At 69.3% G+C, this 20,067-nt stretch carries 15 protein-coding genes and 1 tRNA gene; 13 read left to right on the forward strand and 3 right to left on the reverse strand.

Annotated elements, in window-relative coordinates; translation table 11 throughout:
- The first annotated feature begins 177 nt into the window (after positions 1-177).
- The 4 genes from gltB to F4554_RS12480 all read left to right on the forward strand — a co-directional run bounded on the left by gltB (position 178) and on the right by F4554_RS12480 (position 7,854).
- Positions 178-4,731, forward strand: coding sequence for a glutamate synthase large subunit (gene gltB, locus F4554_RS12465; RefSeq protein ID WP_179787533.1), 4,554 nt, complete (start codon positions 178-180; stop codon positions 4,729-4,731).
- A complete protein-coding gene (locus tag F4554_RS12470) occupies positions 4,724-6,208 on the forward strand; it encodes a glutamate synthase subunit beta (RefSeq protein ID WP_179787534.1) in 1,485 nt (494 codons plus the stop codon). Before gltB ends, F4554_RS12470 begins: the two co-directional genes overlap by 8 nt.
- 168 nt (positions 6,209-6,376) lie before the next feature.
- Positions 6,377-6,979 (forward strand): hypothetical protein, encoded by a 603-nt coding sequence (locus F4554_RS12475; protein WP_179787535.1) that lies wholly within the window; start codon positions 6,377-6,379, stop codon positions 6,977-6,979.
- Between the two features lie 314 nt (positions 6,980-7,293).
- Positions 7,294-7,854 carry a hypothetical protein gene (locus F4554_RS12480; RefSeq protein WP_179787536.1) on the forward strand — a complete coding sequence of 187 codons (561 nt, stop codon included), beginning with the start codon at positions 7,294-7,296 and terminating at the stop codon, positions 7,852-7,854.
- Positions 7,855-7,943: 89 nt separating this feature from the next.
- Here the strand turns inward: F4554_RS12480 and F4554_RS12485 are convergent, their stop codons facing one another.
- Together F4554_RS12485 and F4554_RS12490 are read right to left on the reverse strand one after the other, a co-directional pair.
- Positions 7,944-9,170: an amidohydrolase family protein gene (locus tag F4554_RS12485; RefSeq protein WP_179787537.1), complete on the reverse strand. Its 1,227-nt coding sequence runs from the start codon at positions 9,168-9,170 to the stop codon at positions 7,944-7,946.
- A complete protein-coding gene (locus F4554_RS12490; RefSeq protein WP_179787538.1) occupies positions 9,170-10,549 on the reverse strand; it encodes a type I glutamate--ammonia ligase in 1,380 nt (459 codons plus the stop codon). The genes F4554_RS12485 and F4554_RS12490 overlap by 1 nt, the downstream gene beginning before the upstream one ends.
- Before the next feature lie 110 nt (positions 10,550-10,659).
- On the opposite strand from F4554_RS12490, the gene F4554_RS12495 reads away from it, so the two are divergent.
- From F4554_RS12495 to pyk, 3 genes are read left to right on the forward strand one after another with little or no spacing between them, the layout of a single operon-like run.
- Positions 10,660-11,427 (forward strand): ATP-binding cassette domain-containing protein, encoded by a 768-nt coding sequence (locus F4554_RS12495; RefSeq protein ID WP_179787539.1) that lies wholly within the window; start codon positions 10,660-10,662, stop codon positions 11,425-11,427.
- Positions 11,424-12,167 carry a hypothetical protein gene (locus F4554_RS12500; protein ID WP_179787540.1) on the forward strand — a complete coding sequence of 248 codons (744 nt, stop codon included), beginning with the start codon at positions 11,424-11,426 and terminating at the stop codon, positions 12,165-12,167. Before F4554_RS12495 ends, F4554_RS12500 begins: the two co-directional genes overlap by 4 nt.
- A gap of 31 nt (positions 12,168-12,198) precedes the next feature.
- Entirely contained in the window at positions 12,199-13,641 is a 1,443-nt protein-coding gene (gene pyk / locus F4554_RS12505; RefSeq protein WP_179787541.1) for a pyruvate kinase, read from the forward strand.
- A gap of 163 nt (positions 13,642-13,804) precedes the next feature.
- Here the strand turns inward: pyk and F4554_RS12510 are convergent.
- Positions 13,805-13,890: transfer RNA gene (locus F4554_RS12510), tRNA-Leu, on the reverse strand.
- 128 nt (positions 13,891-14,018) lie between these two features.
- On the opposite strand from F4554_RS12510, the gene F4554_RS12515 reads away from it, so the two are divergent.
- The 6 genes from F4554_RS12515 (at position 14,019) to F4554_RS12540 (ending at position 20,058) form a co-directional block, all read left to right on the forward strand.
- Positions 14,019-14,660 (forward strand): ANTAR domain-containing response regulator, encoded by a 642-nt coding sequence (locus F4554_RS12515; RefSeq protein ID WP_337796001.1) that lies wholly within the window; start codon positions 14,019-14,021, stop codon positions 14,658-14,660.
- 156 nt (positions 14,661-14,816) lie between these two features.
- Positions 14,817-16,061 (forward strand): branched-chain amino acid ABC transporter substrate-binding protein, encoded by a 1,245-nt coding sequence (locus F4554_RS12520; RefSeq protein WP_337796002.1) that lies wholly within the window; start codon positions 14,817-14,819, stop codon positions 16,059-16,061.
- A 164-nt stretch (positions 16,062-16,225) separates the two neighbouring features.
- Positions 16,226-17,236 (forward strand): branched-chain amino acid ABC transporter permease, encoded by a 1,011-nt coding sequence (locus F4554_RS12525; RefSeq protein WP_179787543.1) that lies wholly within the window; start codon positions 16,226-16,228, stop codon positions 17,234-17,236.
- Complete coding sequence (locus F4554_RS12530; protein WP_179787544.1) at positions 17,233-18,393, forward strand: branched-chain amino acid ABC transporter permease; 1,161 nt, start codon at positions 17,233-17,235, stop codon at positions 18,391-18,393. Before F4554_RS12525 ends, F4554_RS12530 begins: the two co-directional genes overlap by 4 nt.
- Entirely contained in the window at positions 18,390-19,358 is a 969-nt protein-coding gene (locus F4554_RS12535) for an ABC transporter ATP-binding protein (protein WP_337796003.1), read from the forward strand. The genes F4554_RS12530 and F4554_RS12535 overlap by 4 nt, the downstream gene beginning before the upstream one ends.
- Positions 19,345-20,058: an ABC transporter ATP-binding protein gene (locus F4554_RS12540; protein ID WP_179787545.1), complete on the forward strand. Its 714-nt coding sequence runs from the start codon at positions 19,345-19,347 to the stop codon at positions 20,056-20,058. The genes F4554_RS12535 and F4554_RS12540 overlap by 14 nt, the downstream gene beginning before the upstream one ends.
- The last annotated feature ends 9 nt before the right edge of the window (positions 20,059-20,067 follow it).

Genomic DNA, 20,067 nt, shown 5'->3' on the forward strand with positions numbered 1-20,067 from the left:
TGGCGTTGCCGGCTACCGCCGAAGTTCGCTCACAGCGGACACCACGACGAGGTGGTGCGCCCGGGACCATCGTCCCTGGGGCTCGCCGTCAGGTGTCCGCTACCCTGCATGCAACCGCCGGGGCCAACGTCGTCCCTTGAGCGTGTCCCAACGCGAGTTGACGACGGGAGTATTCACATGCTCGGAACGCCCCCGCCGCCGCAAGGCCTGTACGACCCTCGGTTCGAGCACGACGCGTGCGGCGTGGCGTTCGTGGCCACCCTGAGCGGCGAGCCCAGCCACCAGATCGTCGAGCACGCGCTCACGGCGCTGCGCAATCTCGATCACCGCGGCGCGTCCGGCAGCGAGCCGGACTCCGGCGACGGCGCCGGCCTGCTGCTCCAGGTGCCTGACAGTTTCCTTCGTGCGGTCACCGACCTGGCCCTGCCGGCTCCCGGCGAGTACGCCGTGGGCACGGCTTTCCTGCCCGACGACGACGCGGCCGACGCCGCCACCGTCGCCCGGATCAGCGACATCGCCGCCGAGGAGGGCCTCGACGTCCTCGGCTGGCGCGACGTTCCGGTCGTGCCCGAGCTGCTCGGGCGCACGTCCCGCGCGGTGATGCCGCGGTTCCGCCAGCTTTTCCTGACCGCGCGGGGGACCGACGACACCGCGCTGAGCGGCGTGGACCTGGACCGGCGCGCGTTCGCCCTGCGTAAGCGGGTCGAGCACGAGACCGACGCCTACTTCCCTTCGCTGTCGTCGCGGACGATCGTCTACAAGGGCATGCTCACCACCGAGCAGCTCGAGCCGTTCTTCCCCGACCTGTCCGACCGCCGGATGGAGAGCGCCATCGCGCTGGTCCACTCGCGGTTCTCCACCAACACGTTCCCGTCGTGGCCGCTGGCCCACCCGTACCGCTATGTCGCCCACAACGGCGAGATCAACACCGTCATGGGCAACGAGAACTGGATGCGGGCCCGCGAGGCGCTGCTGGAAAGCGACCTGCTCGCCCAGCCCGCCGGCGCCGACTCCGGCCGGGGGATGGACCGGCTCTACCCGATCTGCACGCCTGGTGCGAGTGACTCGGCGAGGTTCGACGAGGTGCTCGAGCTGTTGCAGATGGGCGGCCGGTCGCTGCCGCACGCGGTGCTGATGATGATTCCGGAGGCGTGGGAGAACCACGCCGAGATGGACCGCGCCCGGCGCGCGTTCTACGAGTTCCACTCCTCCCTGATGGAGCCGTGGGACGGTCCGGCATGTGTCGCGTTCACCGACGGCACCCAGGTCGGCGCGGTCCTCGACCGCAACGGCCTGCGCCCGAGCCGGTACTGGGTGACCGACGACGGCCTGGTGGTGCTGGCCTCCGAGGTCGGCGTTCTCGACATCGACCCGAAGTCCGTTGTCCGCAAGGGCCGGCTGGAGCCGGGCCGGATGTTCCTGGTGGACACCGCCGAGCACCGGATCATCGAGGACGAGGAGATCAAGGGTCAGCTCGCCGCCGAGCACCCGTACGACGAGTGGCTGCACGCCGGGCTGATCCGGCTGGAAAACCTTCCACCGCGTGAGCACATCGTGCACACGCACAAGTCGGTGACCCGCCGCCAGCAGACCTTCGGCTACACCGAGGAGGAACTGCGGGTCATCCTGGCGCCGATGGCGCGCACCGGCGCCGAGCCGATCGGGTCGATGGGCAGCGACACCCCGGTGGCCGCGCTGTCGGACCGTTCGCGGCTGCTGTTCGACTACTTCACCCAGCTGTTCGCGCAGGTCACCAACCCGCCCCTGGACGCGATCCGGGAGGAGCTGGTCACCTCGCTGGCCGGGAAGATCGGGCCGGAGGGCAACCTCTTCACGCCCGGGCCCGCCTCGTGCCGGCAGATCGTGCTGCCGTTCCCCGTACTCGACAACGACCAGCTGGCGAAGATCATCCACGTCAACCGTGACGGGGACTTCCCGGGTTACGCCTCCCACACGGTGCAGGGTCTCTACCGCGTCGACGGCGGCGGCACCGAGCTCGCCGCCCGGCTGGACGAGATCTGTGCCGAGGTGTCGGAGGCGATCGCGTCCGGCGCCCGCGTCCTGGTGCTGTCCGACCGGCACTCCAACGCCGAGCTGGCGCCGATCCCGTCGCTGCTGCTCACCGGCGCTGTGCACCACCACCTGATCCGGGAGAAGACCCGGTCCCAGGTCGGCCTGGTCGTGGAGGCCGGCGACGTGCGCGAGGTGCACCACGTCGCACTGCTGATCGGGTACGGCGCGGCCGCGGTCAACCCCTACCTCGCCATGGAGAGCGTGGAGGACCTCGTTCGGGAAGGCATCTTCCTGGAGGGGATCGCTCCGGAGAAGGCCGTCCAGCAGCTGGTGAAGGCGCTGGGCAAGGGCGTGCTCAAGGTCATGAGCAAGATGGGTGTGTCCACCGTCGCCTCCTACACCGGCGCGCAGATCTTCGAGGCGGTCGGGCTCGGCCAGCAGGTCGTGGACAGGTACTTCACCGGCACCACGTCCCGGCTCGGCGGCGTCGACCTCGACCTCATCGCCGACGAGGTGCGCCGCCGGCACGAGACCGCCTACCCGCGTGACGGCATCGCGCCGGCACACCGCCGGCTGCCGATCGGCGGGGAGTACCAATGGCGGCGCGAGGGTGAGCCGCACCTGTTCGACCCGGAGACGGTGTTCCGGCTGCAGCACTCCACCCGCAGCCAGCGGTACGACATCTTCAAGCAGTACACCGCCCGGGTGGACCAGCAGGCCCAGCGGCTGATGACGCTGCGCGGACTGTTCTCGCTGAAGTACGGCCAGCGGGCCCCGATCCCGGTCGAGGACGTCGAGTCGGTGGAGAGCATCGTCAAGCGTTTCTCCACCGGTGCGATGTCGTACGGCTCGATCTCGGCGGAGGCGCACGAGACGCTCGCGATCGCGATGAACCGGCTCGGCGCCCGGTCCAACACCGGCGAGGGCGGCGAGGACACCGACCGGCTGCACGACCCGGAGCGGCGCAGTGCCATCAAGCAGGTGGCCAGCGGGCGGTTCGGGGTGACGTCGGAGTACCTCACCAACTCCACCGACCTGCAGATCAAGATGGCGCAGGGTGCCAAGCCCGGCGAGGGCGGCCAGCTTCCGGGCAACAAGGTCTACCCGTGGATCGCACGCACCCGGCACTCAACACCGGGCGTGGGTCTGATCTCCCCGCCGCCGCACCACGACATCTACTCGATCGAGGATCTCGCCCAGCTGATCCACGACCTGAAGAACTCCAACCCGGCCTCGCGTGTGCACGTGAAGCTGGTCGCGGAGGTCGGGGTCGGCACGGTCGCGGCCGGGGTGTCGAAGGCGCACGCCGACGTGGTGCTCATCTCCGGGCACGACGGCGGCACCGGCGCCGCGCCGCTCACCTCGCTCAAGCACGCGGGTGCGCCGTGGGAGCTCGGGCTCGCCGAGACCCAGCAGACGTTGCTGCTCAACGGCCTGCGTGACCGGATCGTCGTGCAGACCGACGGCCAGCTCAAGACCGGCCGGGACGTCGTGATCGCGGCGCTGCTCGGTGCGGAGGAGTTCGGTTTCGCGACCGCGCCGCTGGTGGTGTCCGGCTGTGTGATGATGCGGGTGTGCCACCTGGACACCTGCCCGGTGGGTGTGGCCACGCAGAACCCCGAGCTGCGCAAGCGGTTCAACGGCAAGCCGGAGTTCGTGGTCACGTTCTTCGAGTACATCGCGCAGGAGGTGCGGGAGTACCTCGCCGAGCTCGGCTTCGCCAGCATCGACGAGGCGGTCGGGCACGCCGAGATCCTGGACGTCGCGCAGGCGGTGGAGCACTGGAAGGCGGCCGGGCTGGACCTGCGGCCGATCCTCACCGTGCCCGAACTGCCGGACGGCACGCCGCGGCGGTGCGTGACCAACCAGGACCACGGCCTGGAGAAGGCGCTCGACAACCACCTCATCGAGATCTCCCGCGACGCCCTGGACCGGGGCGAGCCGGTGCGTGCGCAGTTGCCGATCCGCAACGTCAACCGCACCGTGGGGACGATGCTGGGCCACGAGCTCACGAAGAAGTACGGCGGTGAGGGCCTGCCCCACGACACGATCGACCTGACCCTGGTGGGTTCGGCCGGTCAGTCGCTGGGCGCGTTCCTGCCCCAGGGCATCACCCTCCGGCTGGAGGGCGACGCCAACGACTACCTCGCGAAGGGGTTGTCGGGCGGGCGGATCATCGTCCGGCCCGACCGCGCCGCCACGCTGGTGGCCGAGGACAACATCATTGCCGGCAACGTCATCGCGTACGGCGCGACCGCCGGCCAGGTGTTCCTGCGCGGCAAGGTGGGCGAGCGGTTCTGCGTCCGCAACTCCGGCGCCACCGCGGTCGTGGAGGGAGTCGGCGACCACGGGTGCGAGTACATGACCGGTGGTGTCGTCGTCGTACTCGGCGCGACCGGACGTAACTTCGCGGCGGGCATGTCGGGCGGTGTCGCCTTCGTGCTCGACCTCGACCAGCGGCGGGTCAACTCCGAGATGGTCGAACTCGAGCCGCTGACCGAGGAGGACCGCGACCTGGTGCACTCGCTGGTGAGTGCGCACCAGGAGGAAACCGGCTCACCTGTGGCCGAGGCGTTGCTCTCCGACTGGGAGGCGACGCTGGACCGGTTCGTGAAGGTGATGCCGAAGGACTACAAGCGCGTTCTGCAGGCGCGGGCCCGTGCCTTCGCCGAGGGACGTGACGTCGACCAAGCGATCATGGAGGCCGCACATGGCTGACCCGAAGGGCTTCCTCACCACCCCCCGCGAGGGAGCACACCGAAGGCCGGTCGAAGAACGGCTGCGCGACTGGAACGAGGTCTACCCGGGCGAGGGGATCGGCACGTCACTGTTGCCGATCATCAGCAAGCAGGCCGGGCGCTGTATGGACTGCGGCATCCCGTTCTGCCACCAGGGCTGCCCGCTCGGCAACCTCATCCCGGAGTGGAACGACCTGGTCTGGCGCGACGACTGGCGCACCGCCATCGAACGCCTGCACGCGACGAACAACTTCCCGGAGTTCACCGGCCGGCTGTGCCCGGCGCCGTGTGAGACGGCCTGTGTGCTGGCGATCGACGAGTCCATCTCCGGTGGTCCGGTGACCATCAAGAACGTCGAGGTCTCGATCATCGACCGCGCCTGGGCGCAGGGCTGGGTGACTCCGCAGCCGCCGGAGTGGCTGACCGGCCAGCGTGTGGCCGTGGTGGGTTCGGGACCGTCGGGGCTGGCCGCCGCGCAGCAGCTCACCCGGGCCGGGCACACCGTCGCGGTGTACGAGCGGGCCGACAAGGTGGGCGGTCTGCTGCGGTACGGCATCCCCGAGTTCAAGATGGAGAAGCGGGTCGTCGACCGGCGGCTGGACCAGATGTCGCGCGAGGGCACGATCTTCCGGTCCGGCGTCAACGTCGGTGTGGACGTGACCGGCCAGGATCTCCGCGCTCGTTACGACGCGGTCGTGCTGGCGATGGGGTCGACGATCCCGCGTGACCTGCCGATGCCCGGGCGGGAGCTCGGCGGCATCCACCAGGCGATGGAGTTCCTGCCGCAGGCCAACCGCGCCGCCCACGGCGAGGAGGTGCCGGGCCAGATCTCCGCGCACGGCAAGAACGTCGTCATCATCGGCGGTGGCGACACCGGCGCCGACTGCCTCGGCACGGCACACCGGCAGGGTGCGGCGAACGTCGTACAGCTGGAGATCATGCCGCAGCCGACGGAGATGCGGCCGGTGCACCAGCCGTGGCCGACGTACCCGATGCTGTTCCGCGTCTCCAGCGCGCACGAGGAGGGCGGCGACCGCAAGTACGCCGTGTCGACGACGGAGTTCCTCGGCGACGACCAGGGCAACGTGCGCGCGCTGCAGCTGGTCGAGGTGAAGTTCGAGAACGGTCGCTTCGAGCCCGTCCCGAACACCGAGGTGGAGGTCCCCGCCGAGCTCGTGCTGCTGGCGATGGGGTTCGTCGGTCCCGACCGTGGCGGCCTGCTCGAGCAGCTCGAGGTCGAGCTGGACGAGCGGGGCAACATCAAGCGGGACGCGTCGTACGCGACGAACGTCGAGGGCGTGTTCGTGGCCGGTGACGCCGGGCGCGGCCAGTCGCTGATCGTCTGGGCGATCGCCGAGGGCCGTGCGTGTGCGGCCGGAGTCGACGCGTGGCTGCGGGAGGGGCAGACGTCCCTGCCGTCGCCGATCAAGCCGACGGACCGGCCGCTGGTGGTGTGAGGTCGGGCGGTCCGCCCTGCGTTCGGACCGCGTGTAGACAGCAGCAGGGGACCCCTGTCGCGGTGCTGAGAGCCGCGGCAGGGGTTCTTTGCGTCCGTGCCGCGGTCGGATCGGCCTGTGGACAGAGATCACCCAGGTTTGCGACGGGTTCGCTACGGTATGCGAACTATGAAGATTCGCAGATCAGCGCTGCTCCGTGGAGCACTCGCCGGCGCGGTTGCCGTCGGCTTGGGTGTGTCCGGGTGCAGCAAGAACATCGAATCCGAGGGCGGTAAGACGCCGACCCCAACAGCGTCCAAGTCCACCAGCCCCACCCCGTCGGAGACCCCAACACCTACGCCGACGCCAACTCCCACGCCGACCGCGCCCACCGGTTCGGTCGAGGAGCAGCTCCACGCCGCCACCATCAACTTCTACGCAGTCATTAACGAGGCGTACAAGACCCTTGACACGCGTCCGGTTGATGACGTCCTGCTACCTGGTTCAAACGCTGCGAGTGGCTACACCAACTTCATCGAACGGGTGAAATCAAAAAATCAGCGTTTCGTATTCGAGGGTGGATACGAAGTAACTGACTTCAAGCTTCGGGGTAGGGCTTCGAAAAGTGACACAAGAGTGGAGTTCGACCTTGCTCACGAGCCAGGTCAGGTGATCGATTCTTCAGGAAAGCTCGTGAGGAAAATTCCTCCGACGCCACCCTCGCCCACCTGGATCGTCTTCGCGAAGAGAGGGAACAGATGGTTCGTTGTAGGGCAAGGATTTCTCGATTAATAGTGAAAGGTGCGATCACATTTCTCGCCTCGCTCGCTTTGATTACCGGCGTTTTGGGAAGTCCAGTATGGGCGGGGGCAGGCGACGGATGTGATGGGTTCAGGTGTACACCTGATGACCCTCCGGATCCGATGCCTGGGCCGCCGCCGGATGGCGGCGATGGCAGATTCACCGGCCAAGCCGCTTTGCTTACTAAAGACGGAAAAGTCTTGGACTCCGGCAGAGGTTCTTCCTGTGTGGATTGCAGATGGTACCTACGGAGGTCGTGTGAGGCGGGTGGACGCACCGTCTGTCGTGAGATCTTGCGCTGTGGAGTGAAGCCTGACGGCACCCTGAGGTACCTCTACGACGTGTATCTACGGAGGACCGGTACATCTTGGCAGTTGCGCGGGATTGTCTGCCTCGGCGATCCATCTGACGTGGTGACGACGGCGGACGTGGGGGAGGAGGTTCGCAAGAACTGGGCGGTGTGGGTGCCGCCACAACGTCTTTCGGTGCAACCTGCGAACGCTCGCACGCTTGTCAATCTGCCGACGTACTTCCAGTCCGGTCAGCCTCAACAGATGCCGGAGAAGACCGTTCACGTGTTCAACTTCGACGTCACAGTCGCGGCTGAGGGTGAGTGGGAGTGGACGTTCGAGCCCGGCGTCACGAAGAGCTTCGACACGCCCGGTAGCAGCTACACCGACTCCAACCCACAGGTCAGCTATACCTACGACACTGCGGGGCCGCGGTCGGTGGAGCTGAACACCAGTTGGCACGGCCGGTTCCGCGTTGGATCGTTTGGTCCGTACGACATCGCACAACCTGCCGTTCAGGGGCCTGGCCAGATCGACTTGGAGGTCGTCGAGTCCGGCCCTGTCCTCGGCCGCTGAGCCGACAGGTCCGAGGGGGAACTTCAAAGGTAATTGATCGCTGACGGCTGAAGGATTCCTGGGCGCGCCACCACACGGCGTGGAATCGTTCAGCCGTCAATGGCGTAGAGACGGCGGGCGTTGTCGGCGCCGACCATCACAGCAACACGTTCGACGTCGCGCGCGGTCAGGTCGCCGTCCCGCCACCAGTCGCGAAGGAGCCGGCCAAACGAGTGCCGGAACTGCGCCGCACCGACGAGATAGCGCTCGGCCAGACGGTACGCGTCGGTGGAGAACATCAGCTTGCCGAACGGCGCGAGTTCGCAGAACTCCGCCAGTACTGCGCCCGCCTGAGCACCCACCTGTCCGACAGTGAGCCCGACGTCGACGTAGACGTGCGGGTAGACCGCGGCCAGCCAGCCCGCCTCCCGCTGGTACGGATAGCAGTGCAGCAGAACCAGCGGCGTCCCAACCGCCTCTACCGCCTCGACCATCGGCTGAAGCAAGGCGGGGTTGACGGACGGCAGGCGCAGGTCGCGGTCACCGAACCCGGTGTGCAGCTGAACCGGCAGCCCACGGTCGACACCGCTCCACAGCACGAACCGCAGCAACGCCTCGTCGCTTAACCGAGCGCGGCTTGCGATGCTCTGCGCCGCCCCGGCCTCCTGCCGCCTTCGCAGCCAGTCCCGCGCCGCGACCGTCACCTCTGCCCGCGACGGTCGTCGCGGGTCCACGTCGAAGCCGTGCCGGTATCCCAGGATCGACTTCACCGCGGCCGCGTTCCGGGTGGCCTTCGCGAGCGCGTCGACGTACGCATCGGCGAAGTCAGCGGCCGCGACACCAGAGTCCGCCAACCCCTCGGCGACCGACTCCAGCCGGACAACCTCCCGGCCAACGGCGTCCGCCGCCGACGCGAGCCCTTGTACCGACCACCAGTCCGAGTCGGCACCGTCGGCCCCGCCGATCCCGGTGTCGACCAGCAGGTACGACAAACCGGCCGCGCCGAGCAGGCGCCGAGCCACCTCCACAGGCCCGAGGTCGGCCCGCCGGTCGAGGTACCTGTCCAGGGGAGCACCGGCCGGCAGCCCGAGCGGGGGAGCGCACCAGCGACGGACCGCGGCTCCGAGCAGACTGTCGGCGTACGACACACCAACCGGTGCGGGCCGGTCGGCCTCGCCCAGCATGCGTTCGAACTCGCCGCGATCCACCGACCCAGCCGACCCAGCCGACCCAGGCGACCCGACGAACACCGGGTGGCAGTGGGCATCCACGAGCGGGAGGTCCCCCAGCGGGAGGTCCCCCAGCGGGAGGTTCCCCAGGGGGAAGTCGGAAGGCATCAGTACCTCCACCGGGTGGCGGCGACGACCTCCTCCTCGTCCTCCCCGGCGAACAGGTCGGCCTCGGCCCGCCGGACGGTGGCGAACGTGTCCAGCATCGGCGCGCCCAGCGCCTCACCCAGGACTTCGTCCTCCTCCAGCCGGTCCACCGCGGCGAGCACCGACTGCGGCAGCCGGGGCGGCCGGCGTTCCTCCGGCAGGGTCGCGGGGTCGACGGTCACCTCCGGCGGCAGCGGCCGGCCGGCGTCGACACCGGCCAGGGCGATCGCGAGAACGGCGCCGACGACGAGGTACGGGTTCGCGCTTCCGTCGACGCACTTGAGTTCGGCGTTGGCCGCCCGGGGCTCACTGCCTCGGGTTCCGGTGACCAGCCGCAGCGCGGCCTCGCGGTTCTCCCTGCCCCAGCACTGGTAGGGCGCGGCCCACTGCTGCGGAACCAACCGCAGGTAGCTGGACACGCTGGGGGCGGTCAGAGCGCACAGCGCGGGCATCCGGGCGACGAGCTCGGCGAGGATCGACTCGCCTCGGTCGGTGAGCCCGTGCGGCCCGTACCCACCGGCGAACAGGTTCTTCCCCTGCGCCCAGGCCGAGAAGTGCAGGTGGGCGCCGTTGCCGACCGCACCGGCCTCGACCACGGGGGCGAACGACGCGCGCAGCCCGTGCGCCCGCGACACCGCGCGGATCGTCTCCCGGACCAGCACGTAACGGTCGGCAGCACCGACCGGATCGGTCGCGGCGACGGACAGCTCGAGCTGCCCGGGCGCGTACTCCGGGTGGAACTGGTCGACCGGCACTCCCTGCGCGTCCAGCGCCGCGAGCAGCGCGGGCACGTAGTCGGCCAGGTAGGGGAGTCGCGACATGCCGTACGCCGGACCCGGCGCGCCCGGCTCCATGTCGCCCTCGGACCCGATGACACCGATGTACCACTCGATCTCGAACGCGCACCGGAATCCGACCTCGCGCTCGGCGGCGGCCACCGCCATCCGCTGGGCGAAGGACCGCTGGCACATCGGGTACGCCTCGCCCTCCTGGGTCAGCCGGTCGACCGGCGCCCACGCCCAGCCCGGCTGCGCCGACAGCGCGTCCACCCGGTGCAGGTCCGGGTACAGGCGAAGGTCGCCGACCGGGCCGCCGGCGTGCCGGCCCGCGGTGATCGAGTCGTCCACCAGGAAAACGTCGAACACCGGTGACATTCCGACGCCCCAGCCGGCGACGTCGGGCAGCCGATCCACGGGGACGGTCTTCACCCGCGTGATCCCGGAGTTGTCGATCCAGGTCAGAGCCAGGACGCGTACGTTGTCGTCGGCGAGCCGGGAGGCGAGCTCCTTCGCGTACGCGATCCGCCGGGTTCGCTGGTCCGGGTCTGCCACGGATTCCATGACCGATTCATACCCCGATCAGCGTCGGGCCGTCTTCCCGGTCCCGGCTCCACGCTTCGCGGCGCCGGTTCGCAGCGCTCCTTCACGGCGCGTTCTGGTAGAAACCCGTTGTGCGACTGGTGGACGTGCACGCCCGATACTCAGCGGGGGACGACTGGGTGTTGCGCGGCGTCGAGGCCGAGCTGCGACCCGGCGACACGATCGTGGTGACCGGTCACAACGGCGCCGGCAAGTCGACTCTGCTGCGCGCACTCGCCGGCCTGACCCCGATCGGCCGGGGCCGGGTCCTCGACCGGCCCGCCGTGGTGGGCTGGCTGCCCGACAGGTTTCCCACCGACCAGCGGTTCACCGCGGCCGGCTACCTGCGCGCGATGGGGCAGGTACGCGGCCTGGCCCGCGCCGACGCCGACGCCGTGGTCGCCCGGCTGGCCGAACGCCTGCAGCTGACGCCGTACCTCCCCGTCCCGCTCGTCGAACTCTCCCAGGGCACCGGCCGCAAGGTCGGCCTGGTCCAGGCGCTGCTGACCCGGCCCGGCCTGCTGGTTCTGGATGAGCCGTGGGAGGGCCTGGACGCGCCGAGCCAGGCGGAGCTGCCCGCGCTCGTCGGCGAGGTGACCGAGGCGGGCGGCATCTGCGTGATCACCGACCACCGTGGCCGTTCGGCAGACCTCGGCCCGACCCGACGGTGGTCGGTACGCGACGGCCGGGTCCAGGAGCAGCCGCTCGCCGAGTTGTCACCTGACCCGGGCGAGTCGGTGGACCCGGTGGAGTCGTGGCACGTGATCGAGGTGGTCGTCCGGGCGCACGACCCGGCCGCCGAGGTGGCCCGGTTGCGCGCCGCCGGCTACGACGTACGCCGGGTGCGAGGTGAGGCATGACCGGCCGGGAGGGTGCCGCCGGTGCCGCCGGTGTGGTCGGCGCTCCCACCGGGTTCCGCCGTACGCTCGCGCTGGCCTGGATGCGGCTGGTGTCGTACGTCGTCAGCCAGCGGGCCTGGCCCCCCTGGGTGGCCGGCCTGGCGCTGGTCCTCGGCGCGCATGCGGGCGGGCGGTCCGTGCCCAACCAGGCCTACGCGTTCTCCGCCGCGCTGCTGTTCGCGGTGTTCGGGTGGCAGGCCAAGACGGTGCTGGACACCGAGCCCGACGGACAACGGCTGCTGTCCCGGGCCGCTGTCGGCTCCGGGCCGCGGGAGGTCGCCGCGGGGCTGCTGGCGGCGCTGGCCGCGGCGGTGCCGGTTGTGGTCATCGCGGTCGTCGTTCCGTACGCCATCGGCGCGCTGAAGATCCGCGGCCCGGCGCTGCCCTGGCTCGGGTTCGGGGTGTGGATCCACCTGCTCGCCGTACTGGCCGGGCTCGGGGTGGGCGCGCTGGCCAGCCGGGTGGTGGTCGCGCGGATCGGCTGGTCCGCGCTGATCCTGGTCGGCGCCCCGGTCGCGGTGCTCGTACTGGGATCCCGCCACGCCCTCGCGGCCCAGCTGCTCGTACCCCCGCTGATCTCCTCCGCGCGCCTGCAACCCGCCGCTGACCTGGGCGGACTCCTCACCGCCACGCTCCACGCCACCGTCTGGGCGGCGGTCCTGCTGGCCGTCTACGGGGCCCTGCGCCGCACCCGATGGTGACGCCGGACGAAGCGGGCATAGGCTCGGGACCGTGCGTCGCGCAAAGATTGTCTGCACCTTTGGTCCTGCTACCTCCACGCCGGAGCGGATTCGTGAGCTGGTCGACGCCGGCCTCGACGTCGCCCGGCTCAACCTGAGCCACGGCACCTACGCCGAGCACGAGCGGATCTATCGCATGATCCGCGAGGCGGCGGAGGAGTCCGGTCGTGGGATCGGGGTCCTGGTCGACCTCCAGGGGCCCAAGATCCGCCTCGGGAAGTTCGCCGAGGGCTCGGCGAACCTCGTCTACGGTGACCGCTTCACGATCACCACCGACGAGTGCCCCGGCGACGCGGCCCGCGCCTCCACCACCTACGACGGCCTGCCCGGCGACGTCGGCGTCGGCGACCGGATCCTGGTCGACGACGGCCGGCTCATGCTGGAGGTCGAGGAGGTCAAGGGCGCCGACGTGGTGACCCGGGTCCTGATCGGCGGGAAGGTCTCCGACCACAAGGGGCTCAACCTCCCCGGTATCGGCCTGTCCGTTCCGGCCATGTCGGAGAAGGACCACGAGGACCTGCGGTGGGCGCTGAACCTCCGCGCCGACATGATCGCGCTGTCGTTCGTACGCTCCGCCCGCGACGTCGAGGACGTCCGCCGGGTGATGACCGAGGAGGGCGTACGGCTCCCGGTCATCGCCAAGATCGAGAAGCCGCAGGCGGTCCAGAACCTCGAGGAGATCATCGACGCGTTCGACGCGTTCATGGTGGCCCGCGGCGACCTCGGCGTGGAGATGCCGCTGGAGGACGTCCCGCTGGTCCAGAAGCGCATCGTCGAACTCGCCCGCACCAACGCCAAGCCGGTGATCGTGGCGACCCAGATGCTCGAGTCGATGGTCAACGCCGCCCGGCCGACCCGCGCGGAGGCCTCCGACGTGGCGAACGCCGTCCTGGACGGCACCGACGCGGTGATGCTGTCGGGGGAGACCAGCGTCGGCATCTATCCGATCGAGGCCGTACGCACCATGGCCCGCATCGTGGAGACCACCGAGGAACACGGCCTGGACCGGATGGCCGGGATCGACTGGGAGCCGCGCACCAAGGGCGGTGTGATCGCCAAGGCGGCCGCCGAGGTGGCCGAGCGGCTCGGCGCGAAGTTCCTGGTGGCCTTCACCCAGTCCGGTGACACCGCGCGCCGGCTGGCCCGCTACCGCTCCCGGGTGCCGCTGCTGGCGTTCACCCCGGAGGAGATCGTCCGGCAGCAACTGGCCCTCACCTGGGGCGTGGAGACGTTCCTCGTGCCCACCGTGTCGCACACCGATGAGATGGTGAAGCAGGTCGACCGCGCGCTGCTGGCGGTCGGACGCTGCCGGCGCGGCGACAGCGTGGTGATCGTGGCGGGCAGCCCGCCCGGGCTCCCCGGCTCGACCAACGCGCTGCGGGTGCACCGCATCGGCGACGCGGTTGCCCAGGCGGCACCGGCCTACCGGGTCTGAGTCGGCTGATTCGGCTGAGGCAGCCGAATCATCGGCCTACCGGGTCTGGGTTTCGGACTCGAACGTGAGTGTGGAACCCAGGCACGGACCAGCCGGGCAACAGGCAGGAGAACGAGGCGGAAAGAAAGGGCCTCGGGATCGACGGAACCGCCGACGAAACCGCTGGTGCCGGGTGTGGGATTCGAACCCACACGCCCTTTCGGACAATGGCTTTTGAGGCCATCATGTCTACCATTCCATCAACCCGGCAGGTCGCGGGATGAATCTTACCCGGTCCGGTCCGGCGATCGGCGGCAGCCGCCGAGGGGTACGCTGTCGGCGCTGCAAGGCCCCCCCACACCACCCTGTAAGCCATCCGTCCGCAGGAGGACCGCGCCGTGAGCAACCCCACCGAGCGTGCACCGCGCCGGGTCGTCGTGGCCGAGGACGAGGCACTCATCCGGCTCGACCTCGCCGAGATGCTGGGTGAGGAGGGCTACGACGTCGTAGGGCAGGCCGCCGACGGTGAGCACGCGCTCAACCTCGTGCGGGAGCTTCGGCCCGACCTCGTGATCCTGGATGTGAAGATGCCCAGGCTGGACGGCATCAGCGTCGCCGAGGCGATCGGCAACGAGAGCATCTGCCCGGTCATCATTCTCACCGCTTTCAGCCAGCGCGAGCTGGTCACCCGCGCGAGCGAGGCCGGCGCCATGGCGTACCTCGTGAAGCCGTTCACGAAGGCCGACCTGGTGCCGGCGATCGAGATCGCGGTGTCGCGGTTCACCGAGCGCGCCCAGCTCGAACGCGAGGTGTCCGGCCTCACCGACCGGCTGGAGACCCGCAAGCTCGTCGAGCGGGCGAAGTCGATCCTGCAGCAGAAGTTCGGGCTGTCCGAGCCGGACGCGTTCCGCTGGATCCAGAAGACCGCCATGGACAAGCGGGTCGCGATGCGCCGGGTCGCCCAGCTCGTCGTGGACGAAGGTGACGGGACGGCGACGGAAAGTGCCGAAACCGGGCCTTCGGACCCCTCTGATCAGTAATTTCGTCCATTTCGCTCTCGTCTTGGGTTACGAAGCGATAAGAGGCTCGCGAGGTTCGTTCACCGACCGTGCCCGACCGGCTAGTCTCTCTCCACTGCGGGCCAGGCCTGGCCTGCCGCAAGCATGACCTGACGTTGCTTTGCAATGGAGGATTTCGTGTACAGAACACGACTCGTTCGTGTGCTGGCGTTGACCGCGGCCCTGTCGCTCGGGGTCGCCGGATGCGCGCAGAACACCGACAAGACCGGTGAGAAACAACAGAGTGGGGGCGGCCAGGCCAACGCACCGGCGATCAAGGCCGACCCGGCACCGCCGCTGCCCGACAACGCCGCCCTGCCGGCCGGCGACGGGAAGGGCAAGTGCGGCAAGGTCTCCATCGCCTACATCGGGACCATCGCCGGGGCCAGCGCCGCGCTCGGCCTGAACATCCTCAACGGCGTGAAGCTCGCGGTGAAGGAGCACAACGACGCCAACCCCGGCTGCCAGGTGACCCTGAAGCAGTTCGACTCCGAGGGCAGCCCCGACAAGGCGCCGGGTGTGGTGACGCAGGCGATCAACGACAAGTCGATACTCGGCGTCGTCGGCCTGGCGTTCTCCGGTGAGTCCAAGGCGGTCGGCAAGGCGTTCAACGACGCCGGTCTGGTGACCATCACGCCCTCGGCGACCAACCCCAACCTCGCCAAGAACGGCTGGAAGACCTTCTTCCGCGCTCTGGGCAACGACGCCGTGCAGGCACCGGCGGTGGCCGCCTTCATCGGCGACCAGCTCAAGGCCAAGAAGGTCTGTGTCGTCCGCGACGACTCCGAGTACGGCATCGGACTCGCCGACCTGGTGACCCAGTCGCTGGGCTCCAAGGCCACCTGCCAGCAGAAGGTCAAGACCGGCCAGAAGGAGTTCTCCGCCGTGGTCGGCGCGATCGACTCCCAGAAGCCGGACGCGGTGTTCTACTCCGGCTACTACCCCGAGGCCGCGCCGTTCGTGCAGCAGCTGCGCGACGACGGCTTCGAGGGCTCCGTGGTCGCACCCGACGGCGTGCGCGACGACGAGTTCGTCAAGAACGCCGGTGGTTCGGCGGAGGGTGTCTACCTCAGCTGCCCGTGCCTGCCCTCGGCCGGTTTCACGAAGTTCAGCAAGGACTTCCAGGCGCTGGCCAAGCGTGCGCCGTCGACGTACTCCCCGGAGGGTTACGACGCCACCACCATCCTGCTCAAGGGGCTGGACAAGGGGCTGAAGACCCGGCCGGCGATGCTCGACTACGTCAAGAGCTACCAGGGCCAGGGCCTCACCAAGCAGTTCAAGTGGAACGGCGACGGTGAGCTCACCCAGACCCCGGTCTGGATGTACGAGGTCAAGGACGGCAAGATCGTCCAGCTGAAGGACATGAGCAAGGCCACCTCCTGATCGTTCGGCCCTGATCGTCTGACGCAGGCGGGCTCCGGGTACGTCGCCTCCTCCGGGGGCAACCAAGGCGACGTACCCGGAGCACTCGCGGGAACGGCCCCGCGCTCACGTCACCAGGGAACGCGCCTCCGCCGGACGCGCCCAAGGAAGACAGGTCGCCCCTTTTGACGTATCACCTAGCGCTCACCCTCGCCCAGACCGAGAGCCACTGGATCGACTTCAACGTCGGGCTCCTTCGGGACGAGTTCTGGTCCAACACCATCGACGGCCTGGCGTACGGCAGCATCTACGCGCTGGTGGCGATCGGCTACACCCTCGTCTACGGCGTACTCCGCCTCATCAACTTCGCACACTCCGAAGTGTTCGTGGTGGGCGCGTTCGGCGCCTACTTCACCTTCGTCGGACTCGGCTACGAACCCGGGCCCACCCTCGAGTCCGGGCTCGTCCCGCTCATCGTCAACCTGCTGTTGGCAGGGATCGTGGCGATGATCGCCTCGGGCGTCATCGCCCTGGTCCTCGAACGCGTCGCCTACCGCCCGCTTCGCAAACGCAACGCGCCACGGCTGGTCTTCCTGATCACCGCGATCGGCGCGTCGTTCGCCATCCAGCAGGCGCTGCTGATCTGGCGGGGCGGCAACCCCGAGCCAGCGATCCGGCTGCTGAGCCCGGAGGCGGTGTTCGAGTTCGGCACCACCCGGATCACCAACATCCAGATCATCGTGTTCGTCGCCTCGCTGCTGCTGCTGGTCGTGGCGGACGTCTTCGTCGGGCGCACCCGCCTCGGCCGCGGCATCCGCGCCGTAGCCCAGGACCCCGACACCGCGGCGCTGATGGGCGTCAACAAGGAACGCGTCATCATGTTGACGTTCGTCCTCGGTGGCGTCCTGGCGGGCGCGGCGTCGTTGTTCTACGTCATGCAGATCCCGCAGGGCGTGCTGTACAACGGCGGATTCCTGCTCGGCATCAAGGCGTTCACCGCCGCGGTGCTCGGTGGCATCGGCAACCTGCGCGGCGCGCTGCTCGGCGGGCTGCTGCTCGGCGTGGTGGAAAACTACGGTCAGTCGCTGTTCGGCGGGGAGTGGCGCGACGTCGTGGCGTTCGTTCTCCTCATCGCCATCCTGATGGTGCGGCCCACCGGAATTCTCGGTGAGTCCCTCGGGAAGGCCCGCGTATGAGCGCCGGCGTCGGTACGCAACGAGACCCGGGCACAGCCAGGGCGCCGTTCGGTCAGCGGGTGCGCGACTGGTGGAACTCCCGCAGCCGAGCCGAACAGTGGATGATCACCATCCCCGTGGTGGTGCTGGTCTACCTCCTCCCGATGCTGAACGTCTTCCCGCTCACCACCGAGCCGTGGACCGACTACGAGCTCGCGCTGTTCAACGCCGCCCGGCTCGGCCTGATCGCTCTCGGCCTCAACGTCGTGCTGGGCCAGGCGGGACTGCTCGACCTCGGCTACGTCGGCTTCTTCGCCATCGGCGCGTACGTCGCAGCCATCATGACCAGCCGGGACTCCTTCCTGCACAACCCGCACTACTCGTGGCTGGTGGTCGTCCCGGTGGCGATGGCCGTCACGATGATCTCGGGTGTGCTGATCGGCACGCCGACCCTGCGGTTACGCGGCGACTATCTGGCGATCGTCACGCTCGGGTTCGGTGAGATGGTGCGGCTGCTCGCGGACAACCTCGACCCACTGCGGGGCAACCGGGGCTTCCAGGACGTCGGCCGCCCGCCGGGCACGCACGCCGACGGGTCGCCGTTGTTCACCCAGACCGACGGCAAACCGTGGTACTGGCTCACCGTCACGTTCATCATCGTGATCCTGCTGCTGATCGGAAACCTCGAACGCAGCCGGGTGGGCCGGGCCTGGGTGGCGATCCGAGAGGACGAGGACGTCGCGGAGCTGATGGGCATACCGACGTTCCGGTTCAAGGTGTGGGCGTTCGTGATGGGCGCCGCGATCGGCGGGCTGTCCGGTGTGCTGTACGCCGGCCAGGTCGGCTTCGTCAACAACCAGCGCTTCGACGTGGTGACGTCCATCCTGTTCGTCGCCGCGGTGGTGCTCGGCGGTTCCGGCAACAAGGTGGGCGTACTCCTTGGTGCGCTGGTGATCTCCTACCTGCCCGACCGGTTCCAGCTCGCGCCGCAGTACCGCTTCCTGGCGTTCGGCATCGCCCTGATCGTGTTGATGATCTTCCGTCCGCAGGGCCTGCTCGGCGCCCGTCAACGGCTCCTTGCGCGCGGGCGGCAGGCCTACCAGCGGCTGGTGGGAACTCCGGAGCCGGTGTCGGCCGACAGCGCCCTCACCGAACAGGGCAAGGGAGGCGACCTGTGAGCGACACCCAGCCCGGCACCGAGCCCGAGACCCAGCCCGAGAGTCAGGCCGGCGCTCAGGCCGGCGCCCCGCCCGACGCGGAAGGCCTGTCCGCCGAGGTCCGCGAGATGACCGAGGAGGAACGCGCGGCCCACTTCGCCCAGGTCGCGGACGCGGTCGCACCCGACCGGGAGATCGCGGTCGGAGTCGGTGACACCCTGCTCGAACTCCGTGACGTCACCCTGCGGTTCGGTGGCCTCACGGCGCTGGACTCGGTGTCGTTCGAGCTGCGGCGTGGCGAGATCCTCGGCCTGATCGGCCCGAACGGCGCCGGCAAGACGACCTGCTTCAACGTGATGACAGGCGTCTACCGCCCGACCTCGGGCCAGGTACGGCTGGAGGACCGGCCGCTGGGCCGGCTCAAGCGGCACCGGATCACGAGGCACGGCATCGCCCGGACGTTCCAGAACATCCGGTTGTTCGACGAGATGACGGCGCTGGAGAACGTCGTGGTCGGCGCCGATGCCCGGCACCGCACGAGCGTGGTCGGCGCGCTGTGCCGGCTGCCGCGGCACTGGCGGGAGGAACGCGAGGGCGTCGAGCGGGCGATGGCGCTGCTGGAGTTCGTCGGCATCGCCGACCGCGCGGCCGACCGGGCCAAGAACCTCCCCTACGGCTACCAACGCCGGCTGGAGATCGCCCGCGCGCTCGCGACCGAGCCGAAGATCCTCTGCCTGGACGAGCCAGCCGCCGGCTTCAACCCGGCCGAGAAGGACGACCTGATGTCGTTGATCCGCCGGATCCGCGACGACGGCTACACCGTCCTGCTCATCGAGCACGACATGCGGGTGGTGATGGGGGTGACCGACCGGATCGTCGTACTCGAGTTCGGCAAGAAGATCGCCGACGGCACACCGGCGGAAGTTCGCGACGACCCGGCCGTGGTGGCCGCCTACCTGGGGGTGCCCGACGATGGCGCTGCTTGAGATCGCCGGCATGTCCGTCCACTACGGCCGGATCGAGGCGCTGCGCGACGTCTCCCTCACCGTGGACGAGGGCGAGATCGTCACCCTGATCGGGGCCAACGGCGCCGGCAAGACGACCACGATGCGCGCGGTCTCCGGGCTGATCCCGTTGTCCCGGGGCAGCATCAGGTTCAACGGCGAGGACATCACCCGGCTGCGGGCCGACCTGCGGGTCCGGCGCGGGATCTGCCAGTCGCCGGAGGGACGCGGAGTCTTCCCCGGCATGACAGTGCGGGAGAACCTCGACATGGGGTGCTACGCCCGCAAGGACCGCAAGGGGATCGACGCCGACTTCGAGCGCGTGTTCGAGTTGTTCCCGCGGCTGAAGGAGCGTATCTCCCAGCAGGGCGGCACCTTGTCCGGTGGCGAACAGCAGATGGTGGCGATCGGCCGGGCGCTGATGGCGCGGCCGCGGCTGCTGCTGCTGGACGAGCCCTCGATGGGGCTGGCTCCGCAGTTCATCCAGCAGATCTTCGCCATCATCACCGAGATCAACCAGCAGGGCACCACGGTGCTCCTGGTCGAACAGAACGCCCAGCAGGCGCTCAGCCGGGCACACCGGGGCTACGTGCTGGAGACCGGTTCGGTCACCCGTTCCAGCGCCGCCAACGAGCTGCTCGCCGACCCGGCGGTGAAGGAGGCCTACCTCGGCATCGCCTGAGGACGTGTC

It is taken from the genome of Actinopolymorpha rutila, assembly GCF_013407855.1.
Lineage (GTDB): Bacteria > Actinomycetota > Actinomycetes > Propionibacteriales > Actinopolymorphaceae > Actinopolymorpha > Actinopolymorpha rutila.